This is a genomic window from Delftia sp. GW456-R20 (assembly GCF_001622915.1).
Lineage (GTDB): Bacteria > Pseudomonadota > Gammaproteobacteria > Burkholderiales > Burkholderiaceae_C > Comamonas > Comamonas acidovorans.
In genome coordinates, this window is the sequence record NZ_LWCN01000004.1 from 988,737 (window position 1) to 1,007,162 (window position 18,426).

Annotated in this window: 14 protein-coding genes; 8 read left to right on the forward strand and 6 right to left on the reverse strand. The window is 69.5% G+C overall.

Features of this window, described 5'->3' with window-relative positions:
- Positions 1-106: 106 nt before the first annotated feature.
- From A4F85_RS09845 to A4F85_RS09855, 3 genes are all read right to left on the reverse strand, one after another.
- Positions 107-1,825 (reverse strand): FMN-binding glutamate synthase family protein, encoded by a 1,719-nt coding sequence (locus tag A4F85_RS09845; RefSeq protein WP_063327943.1) that lies wholly within the window; start codon positions 1,823-1,825, stop codon positions 107-109.
- Positions 1,826-1,913: 88 nt separating this feature from the next.
- Entirely contained in the window at positions 1,914-3,419 is a 1,506-nt protein-coding gene (locus tag A4F85_RS09850) for a sensor histidine kinase (protein WP_063326478.1), read from the reverse strand.
- 2 nt (positions 3,420-3,421) lie between these two features.
- Positions 3,422-4,138, reverse strand: a complete 717-nt coding sequence (locus tag A4F85_RS09855) for a response regulator transcription factor (protein WP_012204915.1) — start codon at positions 4,136-4,138, stop codon at positions 3,422-3,424.
- 168 nt (positions 4,139-4,306) lie between these two features.
- On the opposite strand from A4F85_RS09855, the gene msrB reads away from it, so the two are divergent.
- From msrB to A4F85_RS09890, 7 genes are all read left to right on the forward strand, one after another.
- Complete coding sequence (gene msrB, locus A4F85_RS09860; RefSeq protein ID WP_013802950.1) at positions 4,307-4,807, forward strand: peptide-methionine (R)-S-oxide reductase MsrB; 501 nt, start codon at positions 4,307-4,309, stop codon at positions 4,805-4,807.
- Positions 4,808-4,823: 16 nt separating this feature from the next.
- A complete protein-coding gene (locus tag A4F85_RS09865) occupies positions 4,824-6,653 on the forward strand; it encodes a cytochrome c biogenesis protein DipZ (RefSeq protein ID WP_063326479.1) in 1,830 nt (609 codons plus the stop codon).
- 34 nt (positions 6,654-6,687) lie between these two features.
- A complete protein-coding gene (gene msrA / locus A4F85_RS09870; RefSeq protein ID WP_034392299.1) occupies positions 6,688-7,437 on the forward strand; it encodes a peptide-methionine (S)-S-oxide reductase MsrA in 750 nt (249 codons plus the stop codon).
- A gap of 73 nt (positions 7,438-7,510) precedes the next feature.
- Positions 7,511-8,869 carry a chromate efflux transporter gene (gene chrA / locus A4F85_RS09875; RefSeq protein ID WP_063326480.1) on the forward strand — a complete coding sequence of 453 codons (1,359 nt, stop codon included), beginning with the start codon at positions 7,511-7,513 and terminating at the stop codon, positions 8,867-8,869.
- Positions 8,870-8,882: 13 nt separating this feature from the next.
- Positions 8,883-9,710, forward strand: a complete 828-nt coding sequence (locus A4F85_RS09880; protein WP_063326481.1) for an AraC family transcriptional regulator — start codon at positions 8,883-8,885, stop codon at positions 9,708-9,710.
- A gap of 84 nt (positions 9,711-9,794) precedes the next feature.
- A complete protein-coding gene (locus A4F85_RS09885) occupies positions 9,795-10,481 on the forward strand; it encodes a B3/B4 domain-containing protein (protein ID WP_063327944.1) in 687 nt (228 codons plus the stop codon).
- 320 nt (positions 10,482-10,801) lie between these two features.
- On the forward strand, positions 10,802-12,961 hold the full coding sequence (locus tag A4F85_RS09890; RefSeq protein ID WP_063327945.1) for a TonB-dependent siderophore receptor: 2,160 nt from the start codon (positions 10,802-10,804) through the stop codon (positions 12,959-12,961).
- A 36-nt stretch (positions 12,962-12,997) separates the two neighbouring features.
- Here the strand turns inward: A4F85_RS09890 and A4F85_RS09895 are convergent, their stop codons facing one another.
- Positions 12,998-13,948: a transglutaminase-like domain-containing protein gene (locus A4F85_RS09895; protein WP_013802957.1), complete on the reverse strand. Its 951-nt coding sequence runs from the start codon at positions 13,946-13,948 to the stop codon at positions 12,998-13,000.
- A 227-nt stretch (positions 13,949-14,175) separates the two neighbouring features.
- On the opposite strand from A4F85_RS09895, the gene A4F85_RS09900 reads away from it, so the two are divergent.
- Positions 14,176-14,862, forward strand: coding sequence for a GntR family transcriptional regulator (locus A4F85_RS09900; RefSeq protein WP_063326482.1), 687 nt, complete (start codon positions 14,176-14,178; stop codon positions 14,860-14,862).
- A 12-nt stretch (positions 14,863-14,874) separates the two neighbouring features.
- On the opposite strand, the gene A4F85_RS09905 is transcribed toward A4F85_RS09900, so the two are convergent.
- A complete protein-coding gene (locus A4F85_RS09905) occupies positions 14,875-15,294 on the reverse strand; it encodes a heme-binding protein (protein WP_063326483.1) in 420 nt (139 codons plus the stop codon).
- A 37-nt stretch (positions 15,295-15,331) separates the two neighbouring features.
- A complete protein-coding gene (locus A4F85_RS09910) occupies positions 15,332-18,418 on the reverse strand; it encodes an FAD-binding and (Fe-S)-binding domain-containing protein (protein WP_063326484.1) in 3,087 nt (1,028 codons plus the stop codon).
- Positions 18,419-18,426: the final 8 nt, after the last annotated feature.

The window sequence follows — 18,426 nt, forward strand, 5'->3', positions numbered from 1 at the left end:
AAAAATACAGTTGTGCACCAAGTTCTCGGGGCGCATTATCCCCGAGGGTTGTTAAAACCTGTAATCGGCTGTGGTCTGTGGCGCCTGTCTTCTCTGCGTGGCGTCTCTATGCCGCCTGGCCCGCCGCCTGCGCCTTGGCCTGCGGCGCAGAAGGCTTGAGCGTGGGCGGCGCGAACTGGAAGGTGTGGGCGCTGGCGCCCGGCCAGTAGAGCTTGAACACGCTGTGCTGCTTGTCCAGCGGCCCCAGCAGCGCGCCGGGCTCCACGCGCAGGACCAGGTTGGCCAGCTGCCGCACCTCGGTGTCGGAGATGCGCCGCACGATGTGGTGGGCCGTGATGTCGCAAGGGTGCTCCAGGCCCGCAGCCTGCACCAGTTCCTGCAGCGCATGCAGGGTCTTGTCGTGGAAGTTGGCCACGCGCGTGGCCTTGTCGGGCACGACCAGGGCCTTCTGGCGCGCCGCGTCCTGCGTGGCCACGCCCGTGGGGCAGTGGCCGGTGTGGCAGTTCTGCGCCTGGATGCAGCCCAGGGCCATCATGAAGCCGCGCCCGGCGTTGCACCAGTCGGCGCCCAGCGCCATCATGCGCGCGATGTCGAAGGCCGTGATCACCTTGCCGGCCGCGCCGATCTTGATGCGGTGGCGCAGGCCCACGCCGATCAGCGTGTTGTGCACCAGCAGCAGCCCTTCCTGCAGCGGCACGCCCACGTGGTCGGTGAACTCCACCGGCGCCGCGCCCGTGCCGCCCTCGGCCCCATCGACCACGATGAAGTCCGGCGTGATGTCCGTCTCCTGCATGGCCTTGACGATGGCGAACCACTCCCAGGGATGGCCCACGCAGAACTTGAAGCCCGTGGGCTTGCCGCCCGACTTCTCGCGCAGGCGGGCGATGAAATGCATCATCTCCACCGGTGTCTTGAAGGCGCTGTGGCTGGACGGGCTGATGCAGTCCACGCCCACGGGCACGCCGCGCGCGGCGGCGATCTCAGGGGTGACCTTGGCGCCCAGCAGCATGCCGCCGTGGCCGGGCTTGGCGCCCTGGCTGAGCTTGATCTCGATGAGCTTGACCTGCGGGTCGGTGGCGTTGGCGATGAATTTTTCTTCGTTGAAGCTGCCATCGTCGTTGCGGCAGCCGAAGTAGCCCGAGGCCACCTCCCAGATCAGGTCGCCGCCGTGCACGCGGTGGTGCTGGCTGATGGAGCCCTCGCCCGTGTCGTGCGCAAAGCCGCCCATCTTCGCGCCCTTGTTCAGCGCCAGGATGGCATTGGCCGACAGCGCGCCGAAGCTCATGGCCGAGATGTTGAAGATGCTGGCGCTGTAGGGCTGGGTGCAGGGCGAGGTGCCTTCATCGGCGCAGCCGATGGTGATGCGGAAGTCATGCGAGGCCAGCCTGGTGGGCTGCATGGAATGGTTCACCCATTCATAGCCCTGGGCCGTGACATTGAGCTGCGTGCCCAAGGGGCGGCTGTCCGGATCGCCCTTGGCGCGCTGGTAGACCAGGGACCGCTGGGCGCGCGAGAACGGCAGCGCCTCATGGTCGGACTCGATGAAGTACTGCCGCATCTCGGGCCGGATGAACTCCAGCAGAAACCGCAGGTGGCCGATGATGGGGTAGTTGCGCAGCACCGAATGGCGCACCTGGGTCATGTCGCGCACGCCCAGCAGCGCCAGCGCGGCGCACACGCCAAAGCCCAGCCACCACCACAGCCCTCCCCACACCAGCGCCGCCACCAGCAGCCCCGCGCTGCCGACCAGGCTCAGGCAGAACGTGGTGTAGCGCAGCGGCACCCATGCGGGCAGGCGATGAACCGGGGAGGCAGACGTTGACATGGCGTGGGTCCTTGGGGGCGTGTTGACGATCTTGTGCATGCCGCGCCGTCGAGGGCGCGCTGTGCACAAGGGTAACCCACGATCCGCGTCAGCCCTGGCGCGGCCGGGCGCCGGCGCCCGTTGCCTGCGCGGCCGCCGGCAGCACGAACCGGAAGCTCGCCCCCTGCCCCGGCTGGTCCACCAGTTCGATGCGGCAGCCGTGCAGCTCCAGCATGCGGTGGACGATGCGCAGGCCCAGGCCGCCGCCGCGGCGGGCGCCGCCCACGGTGAAGGGGCGCTCGAACAGGCCTTCGCGCAGATCGGCCGAGATGCCGGGGCCGGTGTCGGCCACGGTGACTTCGACCGCGTTGCCCGCTGCCGCCAGCGCCACCTGGATGCTGCCGCCGCCGGGCGTGTGGCGCAGCGCGTTGTCCAGCAGGTTGCCCAGCACGCGCTCGATCATGCCCAGGTCGGCCTGGACGACGGGCAGGCGGGGCGGGAAGTCGGCCCGCAGCGCCACCTGGCGCGCCTCGGCACGCAGCTCGAATTTCTGGAACACGTCCTGCACCAGGTCGGGCATGGAAAACGGCTCCGGCTCGGGCTGGACAAAGCCGTATTCCAGGCGCGCCAGCTCGAACAGGCTTTGCGCCAGCTCGCCCACCTTCTGGCTCTGGGCCAGGGCAATGCCCAGGTAGCGGCGGCGCTCGGTGGCGTCGAGCACGGCGTCCTTGAGCAGCAGCGTTTCCAGGTAGCCGTGCAGGGACGACAGCGGCGTGCGCAGGTCGTGCGAGACGTTGGCGATGAGTTCGCGCCGCTCCTGGTCCTGGCGCGTGAGCGCCCGCCACTGCTCGCCGATGCGCGTCACCATGCGGCGGTAGGCCGAGTCCAGCACGGCGATCTCGTCACGGCTGTCCTGTGCGGCGCCGGGCTGGGGGGCCGGCAGGTCCGGGGGCGCGCCATGGATGTCGAAGCCGGCCACCTCTTCGGTGAGCCGGCGCAGCGGCCGCGTGATCAGCGCAAAGGCCACCAGGCCCGCCACCAGGCACAGCAGCGCCACCATGCCGATGGACCACAGCGCCGTGCTGAGCACCGAGTTGGCCGAGCCCTGCGCCACCAGCTGGTCATGCGCCTCGCCCTGCAGCACCACGTAGATGAAGCCCACGTCCTTGCCGTTGACGCGCAGCGGCGCCGCGCTGAAGACCTTGCGGCCTTCGACGCTGCGCGGGTCGTCGCCCAGGATGGGCAGCGTGCCGCCTTCCAGCAGCCGGTGCACGGGCGCCAGGTCCACGCGCTCGCGGCGCACGCGGCCGTCGGGGGCGGCATGGCCGGCAATGCGGCCGTCGGCGTCCAGCAGGTAGACCTCCACGCTGGGGTTGACCAGCATGAGCTGGTTGAAGAAGCTGCGCACGGCGCCGGGCATGAGGCCGTTGGCGTCGGTCAGCTGGGCGTCGCGCGCAATGCTTTCGGCCACGTCGCGCGACAGGCCCTGCACCACTTCCAGCTCGTGCATGCGGCTGGCGCGCAGCTGCATCCAGGCCGAGGTGCCGCTGCACACCAGCAGCAGCACGGCAAAGACCAGGGACAGGCGCTGGGTCAGTGTCAGGCGCAGCTTCATGGTCATGCGCCCTCCCCCGCCTCGGCGAACTTGTAGCCGCGCCCCCAGACGGTGAGGATGCGCGCGGGCTGGGCCGGGTCGGCCTCGATCTTGGCGCGCAGGCGGTTGATGTGGGTGTTGACGGTGTGCTCGTAGCCTTCGTGCTGGTAGCCCCAGACGGCGTTGAGCAGGTCCATGCGCGAGAACACCTTGCCGGGCTGGCGCGCAAAGAAGTACAGCAGGTCGAACTCGCGCGGGGTCAGGTCCAGCCGGGCACCATGAAGCCGGGCATCGCGCGCCACGGGGTCCATGGCCAGGCCGGCGATGGTCAGGCTGCCGGACTCCAGCCGCGCATTCTGGGCCAGCGCCTCCACGCGGCGCAGCAATGCCTTGACGCGCGCCACCAGCTCCAGCACGGAAAACGGCTTGGCAAGGTAGTCGTCGGCGCCGATCTCCAGGCCCAGGATGCGCTGCACCTCGCTGGAGCGCGCGCTGATGATGATGATGGGCGTGTAGCGCGCCATGGCGCGGGCGCGGCGGCAGATCTCCAGGCCGTCCACGCCGGGCAGCATGATGTCCAGCACCAGCGCGTCCCAGCCGCCGCGCTCCAGTTGGCGCAGGCCGTCGTCGCCACGCGCGCAGTGCATGACTTCCAGGCCTTCGTCGCGCAGGTGCAGCGTGAGCAGGTCGGCGATATGGGCGTCGTCCTCGACGAGAAGTACGCGGCGCGTGGCGGTCATCGGATGCGGTTTCCTGGAAGTGGCGGGAGTGGCTGCCATTGTGCGCAATACCGGGGCCGGGAGTTATCACGAATCTTTGAACTCTGCGTGAAGACTTCGGGAGGCCGGCGCCCTAACCTGACTGGCATCGCATCGTTTTCAGACGCACGCAACCTTCAGGAGCACACCATGACCACCAGACGCCATCTTCTGTGGACTGCAGGCGCCGGCACCACCGCCGTGCTGGCGGCCAGCCTGTTCCCGCGCCGCGCACCGGCCGCCGCCTCCAGCGAAATCTTCGAGGTGAGCTACAGCGACGCCGAGTGGCGTGCCCGGCTCACGCCCGAGCAGTACCAGATCCTGCGCAAGGAAGGCACGGAGCGCGCCGGCACCAGCCCCCTGAACAAAGAGCACCGCGCCGGCACCTTTGCCTGCGCAGGCTGCGCGCTGCCGCTGTTCTCGTCCAAGACCAAGTTCGACAGCGGCACCGGCTGGCCCAGCTTCTGGCAGCCGCTGGACAAGGCCGTGGCCACGCGCCAGGACCGCACCTACGGCATGCTGCGCACCGAGGTGCATTGCCGCCGCTGCGGCGGCCACCTGGGCCATGTCTTCGACGACGGCCCCAAGCCCACGGGCCTGCGCTACTGCATGAACGGCCTGTCGCTGACGTTCACGCCCCAGCCTGCCTGAACCCGGGAGCCACGCCATGCTGCTGATCGTCCTGGCCTATCTGGGCGGGGTGCTGACCATCGTCAGCCCCTGCATCCTGCCGGTGCTGCCCTTCGTCTTTGCACGCGCCGACCAGCCCTTCGCCAAAAGCGGCCTGCCGCTGCTGGCGGGCATGGCGCTGACCTTCGCCCTGGTGGCCTCGCTGGCCGCCGTGGGCGGCGGCTGGGTGGTGGCCGCCAATGAATACGGCCGCTGGCTGGCCCTGGGCCTGGTCGCCGTGTTTGCGCTGACCCTGCTGTGGCCCGGCCTGTCCGAGCGGCTGACGCGGCCGCTGGTGGCGGCGGGCTCGCGCCTTTCCGAGCGTGCCCAGGGCACGGACGGTGGCGCCCGCCCCGGCGCCTCGCTGCTGCTGGGCGTGGCCACCGGCCTGCTGTGGGCGCCCTGCGCGGGCCCCATCCTGGGCCTGATCCTCACGGGCGCCGCACTGCAGGGCGCCAACACCACCTCCAGCCTGCTGCTGCTGGCCTATGCGGCCGGTGCGGCCACCTCCATGGCGGCGGCCCTGCTGCTGGGCGGCAAGGTGTTTGCGGCGCTCAAGCGCATGCTGGGCGCGGGCGAATGGGTGCGGCGCGGGCTGGGCGCGGCCATGCTGGCCGGTGTGGGCGCGATTGCGCTGGGGCTGGACACGGGCGTGCTGGCGCAAGTGTCCACGGCCTCCACCGGCGGCCTGGAGCAAAGGCTGGTGGACCGCCTGAGCGGCAGGCCCGAGGGTGGCGCCATGGCCATGCAGGCCGGTCCCGCAATGATGGCCGCCGTGGACAGGGGTGAGGGTGCTGGCCCGGCCATGATGGCCGCAGGCGGCGCCATGCGCATGGCCGGCGGCCCGTCCCGCGCCGCCCTGCCGGACGAAGGGCTGGCCCCTGCGCTGGATGGTGCCACCGACTGGCTCAACTCCACCCCGCTGACGGCCGAACAACTGCGCGGCAAGGTGGTGCTGGTGGATTTCTGGACCTATTCCTGCATCAACTGCCTGCGCACTCTGCCCTATGTGAAGGCCTGGGCCGAGAAGTACCGCGACCAGGGCCTGGTGGTGGTGGGCGTGCATGCGCCGGAGTTCGCCTTCGAGCGCAAGCTGTCCAACGTGGAAAAGGCCATCAAGGACCTGGGCATCAGCTACCCCGTGGCCGTGGACAACGGCTACAAGATCTGGCGCGCCTTCAACAACCAGTACTGGCCGGCGCATTACTTCATCGATGCCCAGGGCCGCATCCGGCACCACCACTTTGGCGAAGGCGACTATGCCGAGTCCGAGCGCGTGATCCAGCAACTGCTGCAGGAAGCCGGATCGAAGCAGGTGGACCAGGGCCTGATCGACGTGCAGGCCCAGGGCGTGCAGCAGGCAGCCGACATGGCAGCCGTGCGCTCGCACGAGACCTACCTGGGCTATGAGCGCGCCGAGCAATTTGCCGCCACGCCTGCCGCCGTGCACAACCAGGCCACCGCCTATGCCACGCCCGAGCGCCTGCCGCTCAACGCCTGGGGCCTGAGCGGCCAATGGACGGTGGGCCCGGAAAGCGCCACGCTGGAAGGTGCCACCGGCCGCATCACCTACCGCTTCCAGGCACGCGACCTGCACCTGGTGCTGGGCCCCGGCAGCGATGGCAAGCCCGTGCGCTTCAAGGTGCTGATCGACGGCAAGGCGCCCGGCGCCTCGCGCGGCATGGACGTGGCCGCCGACGGCAGCGGCAGCGTGACCGAGCAGCGCCTGTACCAGCTGGTGCGCCAGGACGGCGGCGCAGCCGAACGCACCTTCAGCATCGAATTCCTGGATCCCGGCATCTCCGCCTATGCCTTCACCTTTGGCTGATCCCTGGCCACTTCACTTTCACCGGAGAGACACCATGACCAACGATTCCACCCTCGCCACCGCACCCCGCCGCCGCGGCCTTCTCCAACTGCTGACCGGCAGCGCCGTGCTGCTGGGCGGCGCCCTGCTGTGGCAGGGCAGCAACCTGCAGGCGGCCGAGCAGGCCGTGCGCATTCCGCCACCCGCGCAGGATGCGCCCGCCACGGGCCAGGGGCCGCAGAAAGCCATCTTTGCGGGCGGCTGCTTCTGGGGCGTGCAAGGCGTGTTCCAGCATGTCAAGGGCGTGCAGCGCGCCGTCTCGGGCTACAGCGGCGGCACGGCGGCCCAGGCCTCGTATTCGGCGGTGAGCAGCGGACGCACCGGGCATGCGGAGTCGGTCGAGGTCACCTATGACCCGGCCCAGGTCAGCTACGGGCAGCTGCTGCAGATCTACTTTTCCGTGGCCCATGACCCGACCCAGCTCAACCGCCAGGGGCCGGACACGGGCACGCAGTACCGCTCGGCCATCTTCGCCACCGACGCCGCGCAGCTCAAGACCGCCCAGGCCTACGTGGCCCAGCTGGACGCGGCCAAGGTCTTCGGCAAGCCCATCGTGACCCGGCTGGAGGACAAGCCCAGCTTCTTCCCGGCCGAGAACTACCACCAGGACTTCATGACGGAGAACCCGCGCCATCCCTACATCGTCATCAACGACCTGCCCAAGGTGGAGCAGCTCAAGCAGCTGTTCCCGGGCAGCTACCGCGCTGAGCCGGTGCTGGTCAAGCAGGCCGCTCGGCAGATGTAGCGTCTGCGCAGCGCGGGTGCGGTGCCTGCAGGCGTCGGCGGCGGCGGCGGCTGCCGTATGAGACATTTGCGGCATGCCTCCCAGTTCGCTTGATGCACCCGCTGCACCCCTCCCGCCCACCCGCGCCGAAGCCCTGCGCTACTGGCTGAAGCTGGGCTGCATCAGCTTTGGCGGGCCGGCCGGGCAGATCGCCATCATGCATGAGGACCTGGTGGAGCGGCGGCGCTGGATCTCGGAGGGGCGCTTCCTGCATGCGCTCAACTACTGCATGCTGCTGCCCGGCCCCGAGGCGCAGCAGCTGGCCACCTACATCGGCTGGCTGCTGCACCGCACCTGGGGCGGCATCGTGGCCGGCGGGCTGTTCGTGCTGCCTTCGCTGCTGCTGCTCATCGCCCTGTCCTGGATCTATGTGGCCTTCGGCCATGTGCCGGCCATTGCCGGCATCTTCTATGGCATCAAGCCGGCCGTGACGGCGCTGGTGGTGCAGGCGGCCTGGCGCGTGGGCTCGCGCACCCTGCGCAACGGCTGGCTGTGGGGCATTGCCGCGGCGGCCTTCGTGGCCATCTTCGCGCTGAAGCTGCCGTTTCCGCTGATCGTGCTGGCCGCCGGCGCACTGGGCTACCTGGGGGGCAGGCTGGCGCCGCGCCACTTCGCCCCTGCGGGCGGACATGGCCCGCGCGGCGGCAGCCACGGCCCGGCCGTCATCGACGATGACACGCCCACACCGGCCCATGCACGGTTCCGCTGGCGCTTTTTCAGCCAGGTGCTGGCGGCCAGCCTGGGGCTGTGGGCGCTGTCGCTGGGCCTGCTGGCCGCCGCCTTCGGCTGGCAGGGCGCGCTCACCCAGATGGGCTGGTTCTTCACCAAGGCGGCGCTGCTGACCTTTGGCGGCGCCTACGCCGTGCTGCCCTACCTCTACCAGGGCGCGGTGGACCACTACCACTGGCTCACGGCCACGCAGATGATGGACGGGCTGGCCCTGGGCGAGACCACGCCGGGGCCGCTGATCATGGTGGTGTCCTTCGTGGGGTTCCTGGGCGGCTGGAGCATGCAGGTGTTCGGCCCCGATGCGCTGCTGCCGGCCGGCGCCGCCGCCGCCCTGGTCGTGACCTTCTTCACCTTTTTGCCGTCCTTTGCCTTCATCCTGCTGGGCGGCCCCTTCATCGAGTCCACCCATGGCAGGCTGGGCTTCACCGCGCCGCTGACGGGCATCACGGCCGCCGTGGTGGGCGTCATCGCCAACCTGGCCGTGTTCTTTGCCTGGCACGTGCTGTGGCCACAGGGCTGGGCGGGTCCCTTCGACTGGCCGTCCGCACTGCTGGGCCTGGCTGCGGCGGCCGCGCTGCTGCGCTGGAAGGTGGGCGTGATCCCCGTGGTGGTGGGCGCGGGGCTGGCGGGCCTGGCGATCACGCTGGCGCGCCAGGTTGGATAGGAAAGGCTGCGGCATGGTATCGACCACGGATGGGCATTTCAGCTGGCTGCGCTGCCGCACCGCAGGCGTGGAGGCCGTGGCCGCAGACACGGCGAGGCACTTTGGGCGGCACGCCCACGAGCAGTACGGGATCGGCCTGATCGAGCGTGGCGCGCAGAAGTCCGCCAGCGGGCGAGGTCTCTACGAGGCCGGGGCTGGCGACCTCATCATGGTCAACCCCGGCGAGTTGCATGACGGCATGCCCCTGGGCGATGGCGGTCGCGCCTGGCGCATGCTTTACCTGGAGCCCTCGGTCGTGGCCGGGCTCATGGCGGACATGGATGGCGCGGGGCCGGCGGCCGGCTTCGAGTTCCGCCAGCCCGCCGTGCGCGACCCGCGCCTGGCCGCGTGTTTTCAGGCTCTGTACCGCAGGATGACCGGCAGCGGCGAGGCAACGGACGCCCTGGACCTGGACGAAGCCCTGCTGCAGCTGCTGGGCGGCATGCTGCAGCCCCCTGCCCCGGCGCCCCGCGCACCGGCCCCCATCACACTGGCCCGCGCCCGGATGGACGACGATTCCGGTGCACCGCTGACCCTGGGCGCCCTGGCGCACGAGGCGGGCCTGAGCCGCTACCAGTTCCTGCGTGCCTTTGCGCGCGCCACGGGAATGACGCCCCATGCCTATCTGCTGCAGCGGCGCCTGCACCAGGCGCGCAGGCTCATCGCCGGCGGCATGCCGCTGGCCGAGGCCGCCGCGCACAGCGGCTTTGCCGACCAGAGCCATATGACGCGCCTGTTCGTGCGCAGCTTCGGCATGGCGCCCGGCTTCTACGCCAGGGCAGCCAAGGCCTGCGCTGCGTGACGCGCTGCAATTTCCTTCAAGACCACGCAAACCGGCCTGGCGAGGATGGAGATCACATCCCCTCTCCACTCACAAGGCCTGATCTTGCAGTTCTCCTACTCATCCTCCATCCCCCGCGACTTTCCTGAACTGGCCTCGCAGACCTTGCTGCTGCGCGGCCTGTCGCCCGACGTGCCCGCACACGCCGTGATCGCCCCCTTCATGGCACAGGCCAGGCAGAACCTGGCCTGCACCCCGGAAAGCGAGATGCCATCCATTCAGGCCTGGCGGCGCGGCTTTGCCAGGATGGGCCTCAAGCCCACGCAATACCGCTGCGCCGCCGAGGCCCTGCTGCGCCGCTTGCGCAAGGAAGGATATCTGCCGGGCCTGCATCCGCTGGTGGACCTGTGCAATGCGGCCTCGGTGGCCTTTGCCACTCCCGTGGCCGTCTTCGATCTGGACCGCATCAGCGGCTGCCTGCAGGTGCGCCCCGCAACCGGCAGCGAGGTCTACGAGACCTTCTCGGGCGAGATCGAATATCCCGAGCCCGGCGAAATCATCTTCGCCGACACGGCTGGCCGCGCCCACGCCCGGCGCTGGTGCAACCGCCAAAGCGGCCACTCGGCAGTGCGCGAATCCACAGTCAACGCGCTGATCGTGACCGAAGCGCTGCACGCCACGGGCAAGGCGGATACGCGGCAGCTGGTGGAAGCATTGCAGTCGGCGGCCGGGCGGCTGTGGCCCGAGGCCGTTTCGCACCGAAGCAACCCCTCGCAAGCCGCCCTGGCCTGAGGCGACCGGGGCCGTTGGCGCCCCGGCGTGAAAGGGGCTAACACGCTGCGCGGACTTCCCGCAAGCAAGACCTCACGCGTATCGCACCGCCCTGCACATCGACTCGCAGATCTCTTCAAGACATGCTTTGTTGCTATCAAAATGATACTAATGCGTTGCATGCTACATACAAATAAAAAGAAAAAGCAATCATTCTCATTGTCATTCTAGAATCCGCACCCGCCATGACAGGCTGCGCCGCTGGCCCCAGGCCGGCAGCAGCGCCGACGCACCCAGAGCACGCCCCACGGCACAGGTTTCCCAGCTCTCGACCATTGACCATGCTTATCCAAAGACTCTCGCGCACGGCAGTTGCGCATGCCGCCCTGCTTGCCCTGTGCGGCGCAGCCCACGCCCAGGCCCAGCCTGAAAATGTTCCCGAGGCCACGCTCGCCCCGGTCACCGTGAACGCAGGCACCGAGAAGGAAAATCCCACCGGAGCCGTGGTGGGCTTCACCGCAAAGCGCGCCATCTCCGCCACCAAGACCGACACGCCGCTGATCGAGACGCCCCAGGCCATCAGCGTGGTCACGCGCGACCAGTTCGAGGCGCAGGGCGTGCAGACGCTGCGCCAGACCACGGCCTACAGCGCGGGCGTGGTGTCCAACTACTTTGACAGCCGGGTGGACAGCTTCTCGGCACGCGGCGGCAGCGTGAGCCAGTACCAGGACGGGCTGCTGCGCACCTACGGCACCTACAACACCAGCCGCCCCGACCCCTACACGCTGGAACGCGTGGAGTTCCTGCGCGGCCCCTCTTCCGTGCTCTACGGCCAGGGCAGCGTGGGCGGCGTGCTCAATCTGACCAGCAAGCGCCCGCAGGCCGAGGCGCTGCGCGAGGTGCAGGTGCAGATGGGCAGCTACGGGCGCAAGCAGATCGCCACCGACCTGACCGGCGCCGTCACCGAAGACGGCCAGTGGCTGTACCGCTTGGTGGCCGTGGGCCGGGAAAGCGGCACCCAGGTGGACCATGTGAACGACGACCGCCTGGTCATCGCGCCCAGCCTGACGTGGCGGCCCAGCGCCGATACCTCGCTCACGCTGCAGGCGCTCTACCAGAAGGACAAGAGCGGCTCGCTGATCGGCTTCTTCCCCTGGCAGGGCACGCGCCTGCCCAGCCCCTACGGCCAGATTCCCACCAGCACCTTCATCGGCGAGCCCGGCTGGGACTCGTTCGACACAGAGAACAAATCCTGGGGCTACCTGTTCAGCCACCGCCTGAACGCGGACTGGACCGTGCGCCAGAACCTGCGGCGCACCATCAGCGACGTGGACTACCGCTCCATCTACACCAGCTTCACCGCCATCCCCGGCCAGGGCCGCCCTGCGCGCCCGGTCTTCAACCCCGACAACCGCAGCGTCTACCGCGATGCCTCCTGGCAGGTCAACGGCGGGCGCATGCTGGTGATCGACACGCAGCTCGAAGGCCGGCTGCGCTGGGGCACCGCAGAGCACACCGTGCTGGCCGGCATGGATGCGCAGCGCAACAGCACCAGCCAGTCCACCTGGCGCGGCCTGACCGCGCCGTTTGACGTCTACAACCCCGTCTACGGCAATTTCACGCCGCCCACGGCTTCGCAGCTGGTGCGCCAGCCGGGCGTGTCGCAAAAGCAATTGGGCTTCTACGCCCAGGACCAGATCAAGTGGGGCCGCTGGACCGCCACCCTGGGCCTGCGCCACGACAGCGCGCAGACCGATACCGAAGGCCGGCCCGCCTCCGCCGTGGACGAGAAGGCCTGGACCAAGCGCGCAGGCGCCACCTACCAGATGGACGGAGGCTGGGCGCCCTACCTGGGCTACTCCGAGTCCTTCCAGCCGCTGGGCGGCGTGGATGTCTACGGCACGCCCTACAAGGCCCAGCGCGGCGAGCAATGGGAAGCCGGCGTGAAGTGGCAGCCACCGGGCCAGGGCCTGTCGGCCTTTGCCGCCGTCTATACGCTGCGCGAGAAGAACCGCAAGACCACCGACCCGGCCAACCCGCTCAACAGCCTGCAGATCGGCGAGGTCAAGGTCAACGGCTTCGAGGCCGAGCTCACCGCCAGCCTGGCCCGCCACTGGGACGCCACCCTCGCCTATGCGTACACCGATGCCGTCATTTCGCGCAGCAATGGCGGCGACCAGGGCCAGCGCGTGACCAGCGTGCCGCGCCACACGGCATCGGCCTGGCTGACCCACCGCTTTGCCAGCGAAGGACGCGGCGGCTGGAGCCTGGGCGCGGGCGTGCGCTATACGGGTTCACAGTGGACGGGCACCAGCCTGGTGGACACGCCTTCGGCCACCCTGCTGGACGCCATGGTGTCCTATGACGCCGGCCCCTGGCGCCTGGCCTTCAACGTGGTCAACCTGACCGACAAGGTGCAGATCACGCAATGCCTGGCACGCGGCGACTGCTTCTACGGCCAGCGGCGCACCTTTGCGGTGACGGGAACGCACCGCTTCTGAGGACCGCCGCCGCGCGCCTTTCACAGCGCAGGCAGCTCAGGCAGGCAGCTGCCTGAAGCTCCTTCGGTCCGCCGTGCTGCCAAACGATGCGCAGCCCGACAGCACGGCGGGCGAAGGCGCGGTGGTCGACAGCGCCTCGCTGCACAGCCGGGGCAGCTGGCTGTGCTCATCTTCCAGGGCCTGTGTCTGGATCATGGGGGCCATGGCCACCACGTTGCCGAAGATGGTGGCAAAGGCCACGTCGGCCGCGTCACGGCCCGTGCCAAAGCGCATGAAGCCCATGGGAATGGCCGTGCCCGATGCATCGAACAGATACCACCTGTCGCCCAGGTAGGCTTCCACGTAGGCATGGAAATCGGGCGGGCCCAGCGCAGGGTCGGCACCGTAGTCCGTGCCGGTGGCGATGCGGGCAGGAATGTTCAGCGCACGGCACAGCGCGATCATCAGGTGCGTGAAATCGCGGCACACGCCCACCTGCTCCACCAGGGTATCGACGGCCGAGGTGGACGAGTTGCTGGTGGCCGAAGCGAAGGTCACCAGCTCCTGCACCCACTGCTGTATGGCCAGCACGCGCGAATAGCCGGGCGCCAGTTGGCCGAAATTGCGGAAGGCCAGCTGCATCAGCCGGTCGGACTGGCAGTAGCGGCTGGGGTAGATGTACGGCAGGACCTCCAGCGGGATGCAGCGCACCGGAACCTCGCCCAGCGCCGCCGGATCCTCGCGGTGGTGCGCGATGCAGACGGTGGCCGTGTAGGTCAGGTGCAGGGGGCCTGGGTTGGCATGCAGGCGCATGAAGCGGGTGGAGGTGGCGGGCTCGGTGGCAATGTCGGGCTCCACGGGCTGGCTGAGCACCAGACGCTCGTTCTCCACCGTCTGGTGCGAGGTGTGGGCCGCATGGATGTTGAACACGAAATCGGCCCCGGCCGGATCGCGGATGTCATAAGCAAGATCCACCTGGATCTGCAGCCGGATCGCTGCGTTGGCCATTGTTTGTCCCTGGTTGGTGTGTCTGATCGCCACCATGGTGCGGGCAGCCACGCCCGCAGGCCGTAGGCCCCTGCTGAAAAGCCTGTAGTGCTTGGCAGGGACAGCGCGTGCGCCGGGCAGGAGGCCCGCCTGGGGTGCAAACTCGGCTAACATCGGCGCCGCCCCGCATGGCGCAATGCCTGTGGCGGGGGCATCCACCAGCCAGGAACAGCCAAGGAGACCGCTAGATGGCGGAGATCATCGAAATATCGCGGGCGGCGCTGCACGAGCAGGTGGCGGACCGTTTACGGTCCATGCTCATCGAGGGGCGCATCGCCCCGGGCGCCAAGCTCAACGAGCGCGAGCTGTGCGAGCAGCTGGGCGTCTCGCGCACGCCGCTGCGCGAGGCCATCAAGCTGCTGGCCGCCGAAGGCCTGGCTGACCTGCTGCCCAACCGCGGCGCCATTGCCGTCAAGCTGAGCGAGGCCGATGTCATGCACGCCTTCGAGGTGCTGGCCGGCATCGAGGGCCTGTCGGGCGAACTGGCCGCGCAGCGCATCACCGACCAGGAATTCGCCGAGATCCGCGCCCTGCACTACGAGATGATGGCCAGCGTGGCGCGCGCCGACGTGTCTGCCTACTACCGGCTCAACGCCACCATCCACGCGGCGCTCAACAGCGCCGCCAAGAACCCCGTGCTGACGGAGACCTTCCAGCGCATCAACAACCGCGTGCAGTCGCTGCGCTTTCGCACCAACCTGGACACGGCCAAGTGGAAGCAGGCCGTTAAGGAGCACGAGGCCATGATCGAGGCCCTGGGCGCACGCGACGCCACGGCCCTGCGCGAGCTGCTGGTCACCCACCTGCACCACAAGCGCGATGCCGTGCTGGCCATGCTGCGCGCCGAGGCCCTGCAGCCGCGCAAGGCGCGCTGAAGCCCAGGGCCGCTACTGCTGCGGCGCGGCCCCCAGCGCCGCAACGCCGGCCCGCGCCACCTCCGCATCCTCGGCCGGCTTCACCCCGCTGACTCCCACGGCGCCCAGGCAGTGGCCCTCACTGGTGATGGGCACGCCGCCTTCCAGCAGGCCCTGCAGCGCGGGCACGCTCAGGTAGGCGGTGCGGCCACCATTGATCATTTCCTCATAGAGCCGGCTTTCCTTGCGGCCCAGTGCTGCGGCGTGGGCCTTGGCCGGCGCGATGTGGGCCGAGGCCGGCGCCGCGCCGTCCAGGCGCTGCAGCCATAGCAGGTGGCCGCCGTCATCGGCGATGGCGATGCTGACGGCCCAGCCGCGCGCCGTGGCATGCGCCTCGGCGGCCTGGGCGATGGCCTTGATGTCCTGGAGGTCCAGGCAGGGCTTGTGCTTCATGGGAGTGCCTTGTCTTGTGCGGGAGGGAGGATGGCAGTCAGCGGGCGTCCAGCAGGCTTTCCAGCAGCCGCGCCACATGCACGGCTTCGCGCGCCGCGCCGTCGGCGATCTGGTGGCGGCAGCTGGTGCCGTCGGCCACGACGATGGCTTCGGGGCGCTGGCGGATGGCCGGCAGCAGGGCCGCCTCGGCCATGTCCATGGAGACTTGGTGGTGGCTGGCCTCGTAGCCGAAGCTGCCGGCCATGCCGCAGCAGGAGCTTTCGATGAGCTCGGGCTGGGCGCCGGGAATCAGCCGCAGCACGTCGAGGATGGGGCTGACGGCGCCGAAGGCCTTCTGGTGGCAATGGCCGTGCACGAGGATGGGCGCCCCGGCGGCGCGCAGCGGCAGCGCGAAGCGGCCGGTCTTCACTTCACGGGCAATGAATTCCTCGAACAGCAGGGCCTGGGCGGCAACGGCCTGCGCAGGCTCGCCCAGGCCCATGACCAGGGCTTCGTCGCGCAGGGTCAGCAGGCAGGAGGGCTCCAGGCCGACGATGGGGATGCCGGCCCGGGCCAAGGGCGCCAGGGCGTTGATCAGCGCACCGGCGCTGGCCTTGGCCTGCTCGACCATGCCGGTGGCCAGGTAGGTGCGGCCGCAGCAGTGGTGGCCGCCGCCTTCTTTGGCGGACTTGCTGGCGGTGTGCAGCGCATAGCCGGCCGCCTGCAGCACGCGGGCGGCGGCCAGGGCGTTTTCGCTTTCGAAGGTGCCGTTGAAGGTGTCCACGAAGAGCACGGCCACGCGCTCGCCGGCCGCCGCGCGGGCCAGGGCCTGGTCGCGGTCAAGAAAGGCATGTGCTTCGGGCGCGCGCCAGAAGGTGTCGCTGCGCCAGGACGGCAGCGAGCGCCTGGCGGACAGGCCCAGCAGTTTTTCGCCCAGTTGGCGCAGCACGGGCAGGCGGTTGCGCAGGTTCAGCAGCCAGGGCATGCGGCTGGCCGTGGCGGCGTAGCGCGGCAGATGGGCGACCAGCCGGTCCTTGAGCGTGTGGCCATGGCGGGCCTTGTAGTGGGCCAGGAATTCCACCTTCATCCGGGCCATGTCCACGCCCGTGGGGCAGTCGCGCCTGCAGCCCTTGCAGCCCACGCACAGGTCCATGGTGTCGTGCATGGCCTCGCTGGTGAAGGCGTCCGGCCCCAGCTGGCCCGAGACGGCCAGGCGCAGGGTGTTGGCGCGGCCGCGCGTCAGGTGCTGCTCGTCGCGCGTGACACGGTAGCTGGGGCACATGGTGCCGGCGTCGAACTTGCGGCAGTGGCCGTTGTTGTTGCACATCTCCACGGCCTTGGCAAAGCCGCCGGTGACGTCGCCGCCCGTGCCGGGCGCCGTGGTGACCTCGGTGACCGGGTCGGCCTGCACGTTCCAGGCCGACCAGTCGAGCACGGGCGTGATGGGAATGCGCCGGTAGGGCTGGGGGGTGTCGGCCGGCGCGAAGCGGAACAGCCGGCCATCGTCCATCCTGGGCGTATCGATGATCTTGCCGGGATTGAAGAGGCTGTCCGGATCGAAGTGCTGCTTGATAGCGCGCAGGGCCTCGGTGATGGCGGGCCCGAACTGCCAGGCAATCCACTCGCCGCGGCACAGCCCGTCGCCGTGCTCGCCGCTGAAGGCGCCCTTGTATTTGCGCACCAGTTCGGCCGCTTCCTCGGCAATGGCGCGCATGCGCGCCGCGCCGTCGGTGCGCATGTCCAGGATGGGCCGCACATGCAGCGTGCCCACGGAGGCATGGGCGTACCAGGTGCCCCGGCTGCCGTGGCGCGCGAACACTTCGGTGAGCGCGTCGGTGTACTCGGCCAGGTGCTGCAGCGGCACGGCGCAGTCCTCGATGAAGCTCACGGGCTTGCCATCGCCCTTGAGGCTCATCATGATGTTCAGCCCCGCCTTGCGCACTTCCCAGAGGTTTTTCTGGGCCGCTTCTTCTGGCATTTCCACCACGCTGCCGGGCAGGCCCAGCTCGCCCATCAGCTCCACCAGCTGGCGCAGCCGCGCCAGCAGCGCGGCGCGGTCGTCGCCGGCGAATTCCACCAGCAAGATGGCAGCCGGGCGGCCGATGAGCGCGGTCTCTATGGTGGGCTTGAAGGCCGGGTTGGCCAGGCCCAGCTCGATCATGGTGCGGTCCACCAGCTCCACGGCCGTGGGTCCCAGCTTCACGATGTGCTGGGCCGAGTCCATGGCCGCGTGGAAGGTGGGGAAGTTGACCACGCCCAGCACCTTGGCGCGCGGCAGCGCGCTGAGCTGCAGGGTGAGCGAGCGCGTGTAGGCCAGCGTGCCCTCGGCGCCTATCAGCAGATGGGCCAGGTTGACGCTGCCGTCGGCCGTGTAGGGCCGCTCGCTCTGGTTGTCGAAGATGTCGAGGTTGTAGCCCGCCACGCGGCGCATGACCTTGGGCCAGTGGGCGTAAATGTCCTCGCGGTGCTGTTGCGCCAGCCCGTGCACGAATTGCGCAATGCGCGCCGCGCGGCCCGTGGCCTGGGCCACGGGGCCGAAGTCCAGCAGCTCGCCATCGGCCATCCAGGCGCGGGCGCCGCGCACGTTGTGCACCATGTTGCCGTAGGCAATGGAGCGCGATCCGCAGGAGTTGTTGCCCGCCATGCCGCCCAGCGTGGCCTGGGCGCTGGTCGATACGTCCACCGGATACCACAGGCCGAGCTTCTTGAGCCGGGCGTTGAGGTGGTCCAGCACCAGGCCGGGCTCGACCTCGGCAATGCCTGCATCAGGGTCCACCGAGAGGATGTTGCGCAAATGCTTGCTGTTGTCGATCACCAGGGCCGCGCCCGTGGTCTGCCCGCACTGGCTGGTGCCGCCGCCGCGCGGCAGCACGGGCACCTTCAGCTCGCGGGCGATCTGCAGGGCCGTGGCGATGTCTTCTTCGCAGGTGGGCACGAAGACGCCCACGGGCATGATCTGGTAGATGGAGGCATCGGTGGCATAGCGCCCGCGCGAGGCGGCGTCGAACAGGACCTGGCCGCGCGTGTCCGAGCGCAGGCGGCGCGCCAGCATCTGGCTGACATCGTTGGGCGGCAGCACGGTGCCGGGGGCGGGCACGGTGTCGTCGGGGGAAGCGGCAAGGCGGTGCGTGGATTCCATCAGCATGGCGGCTC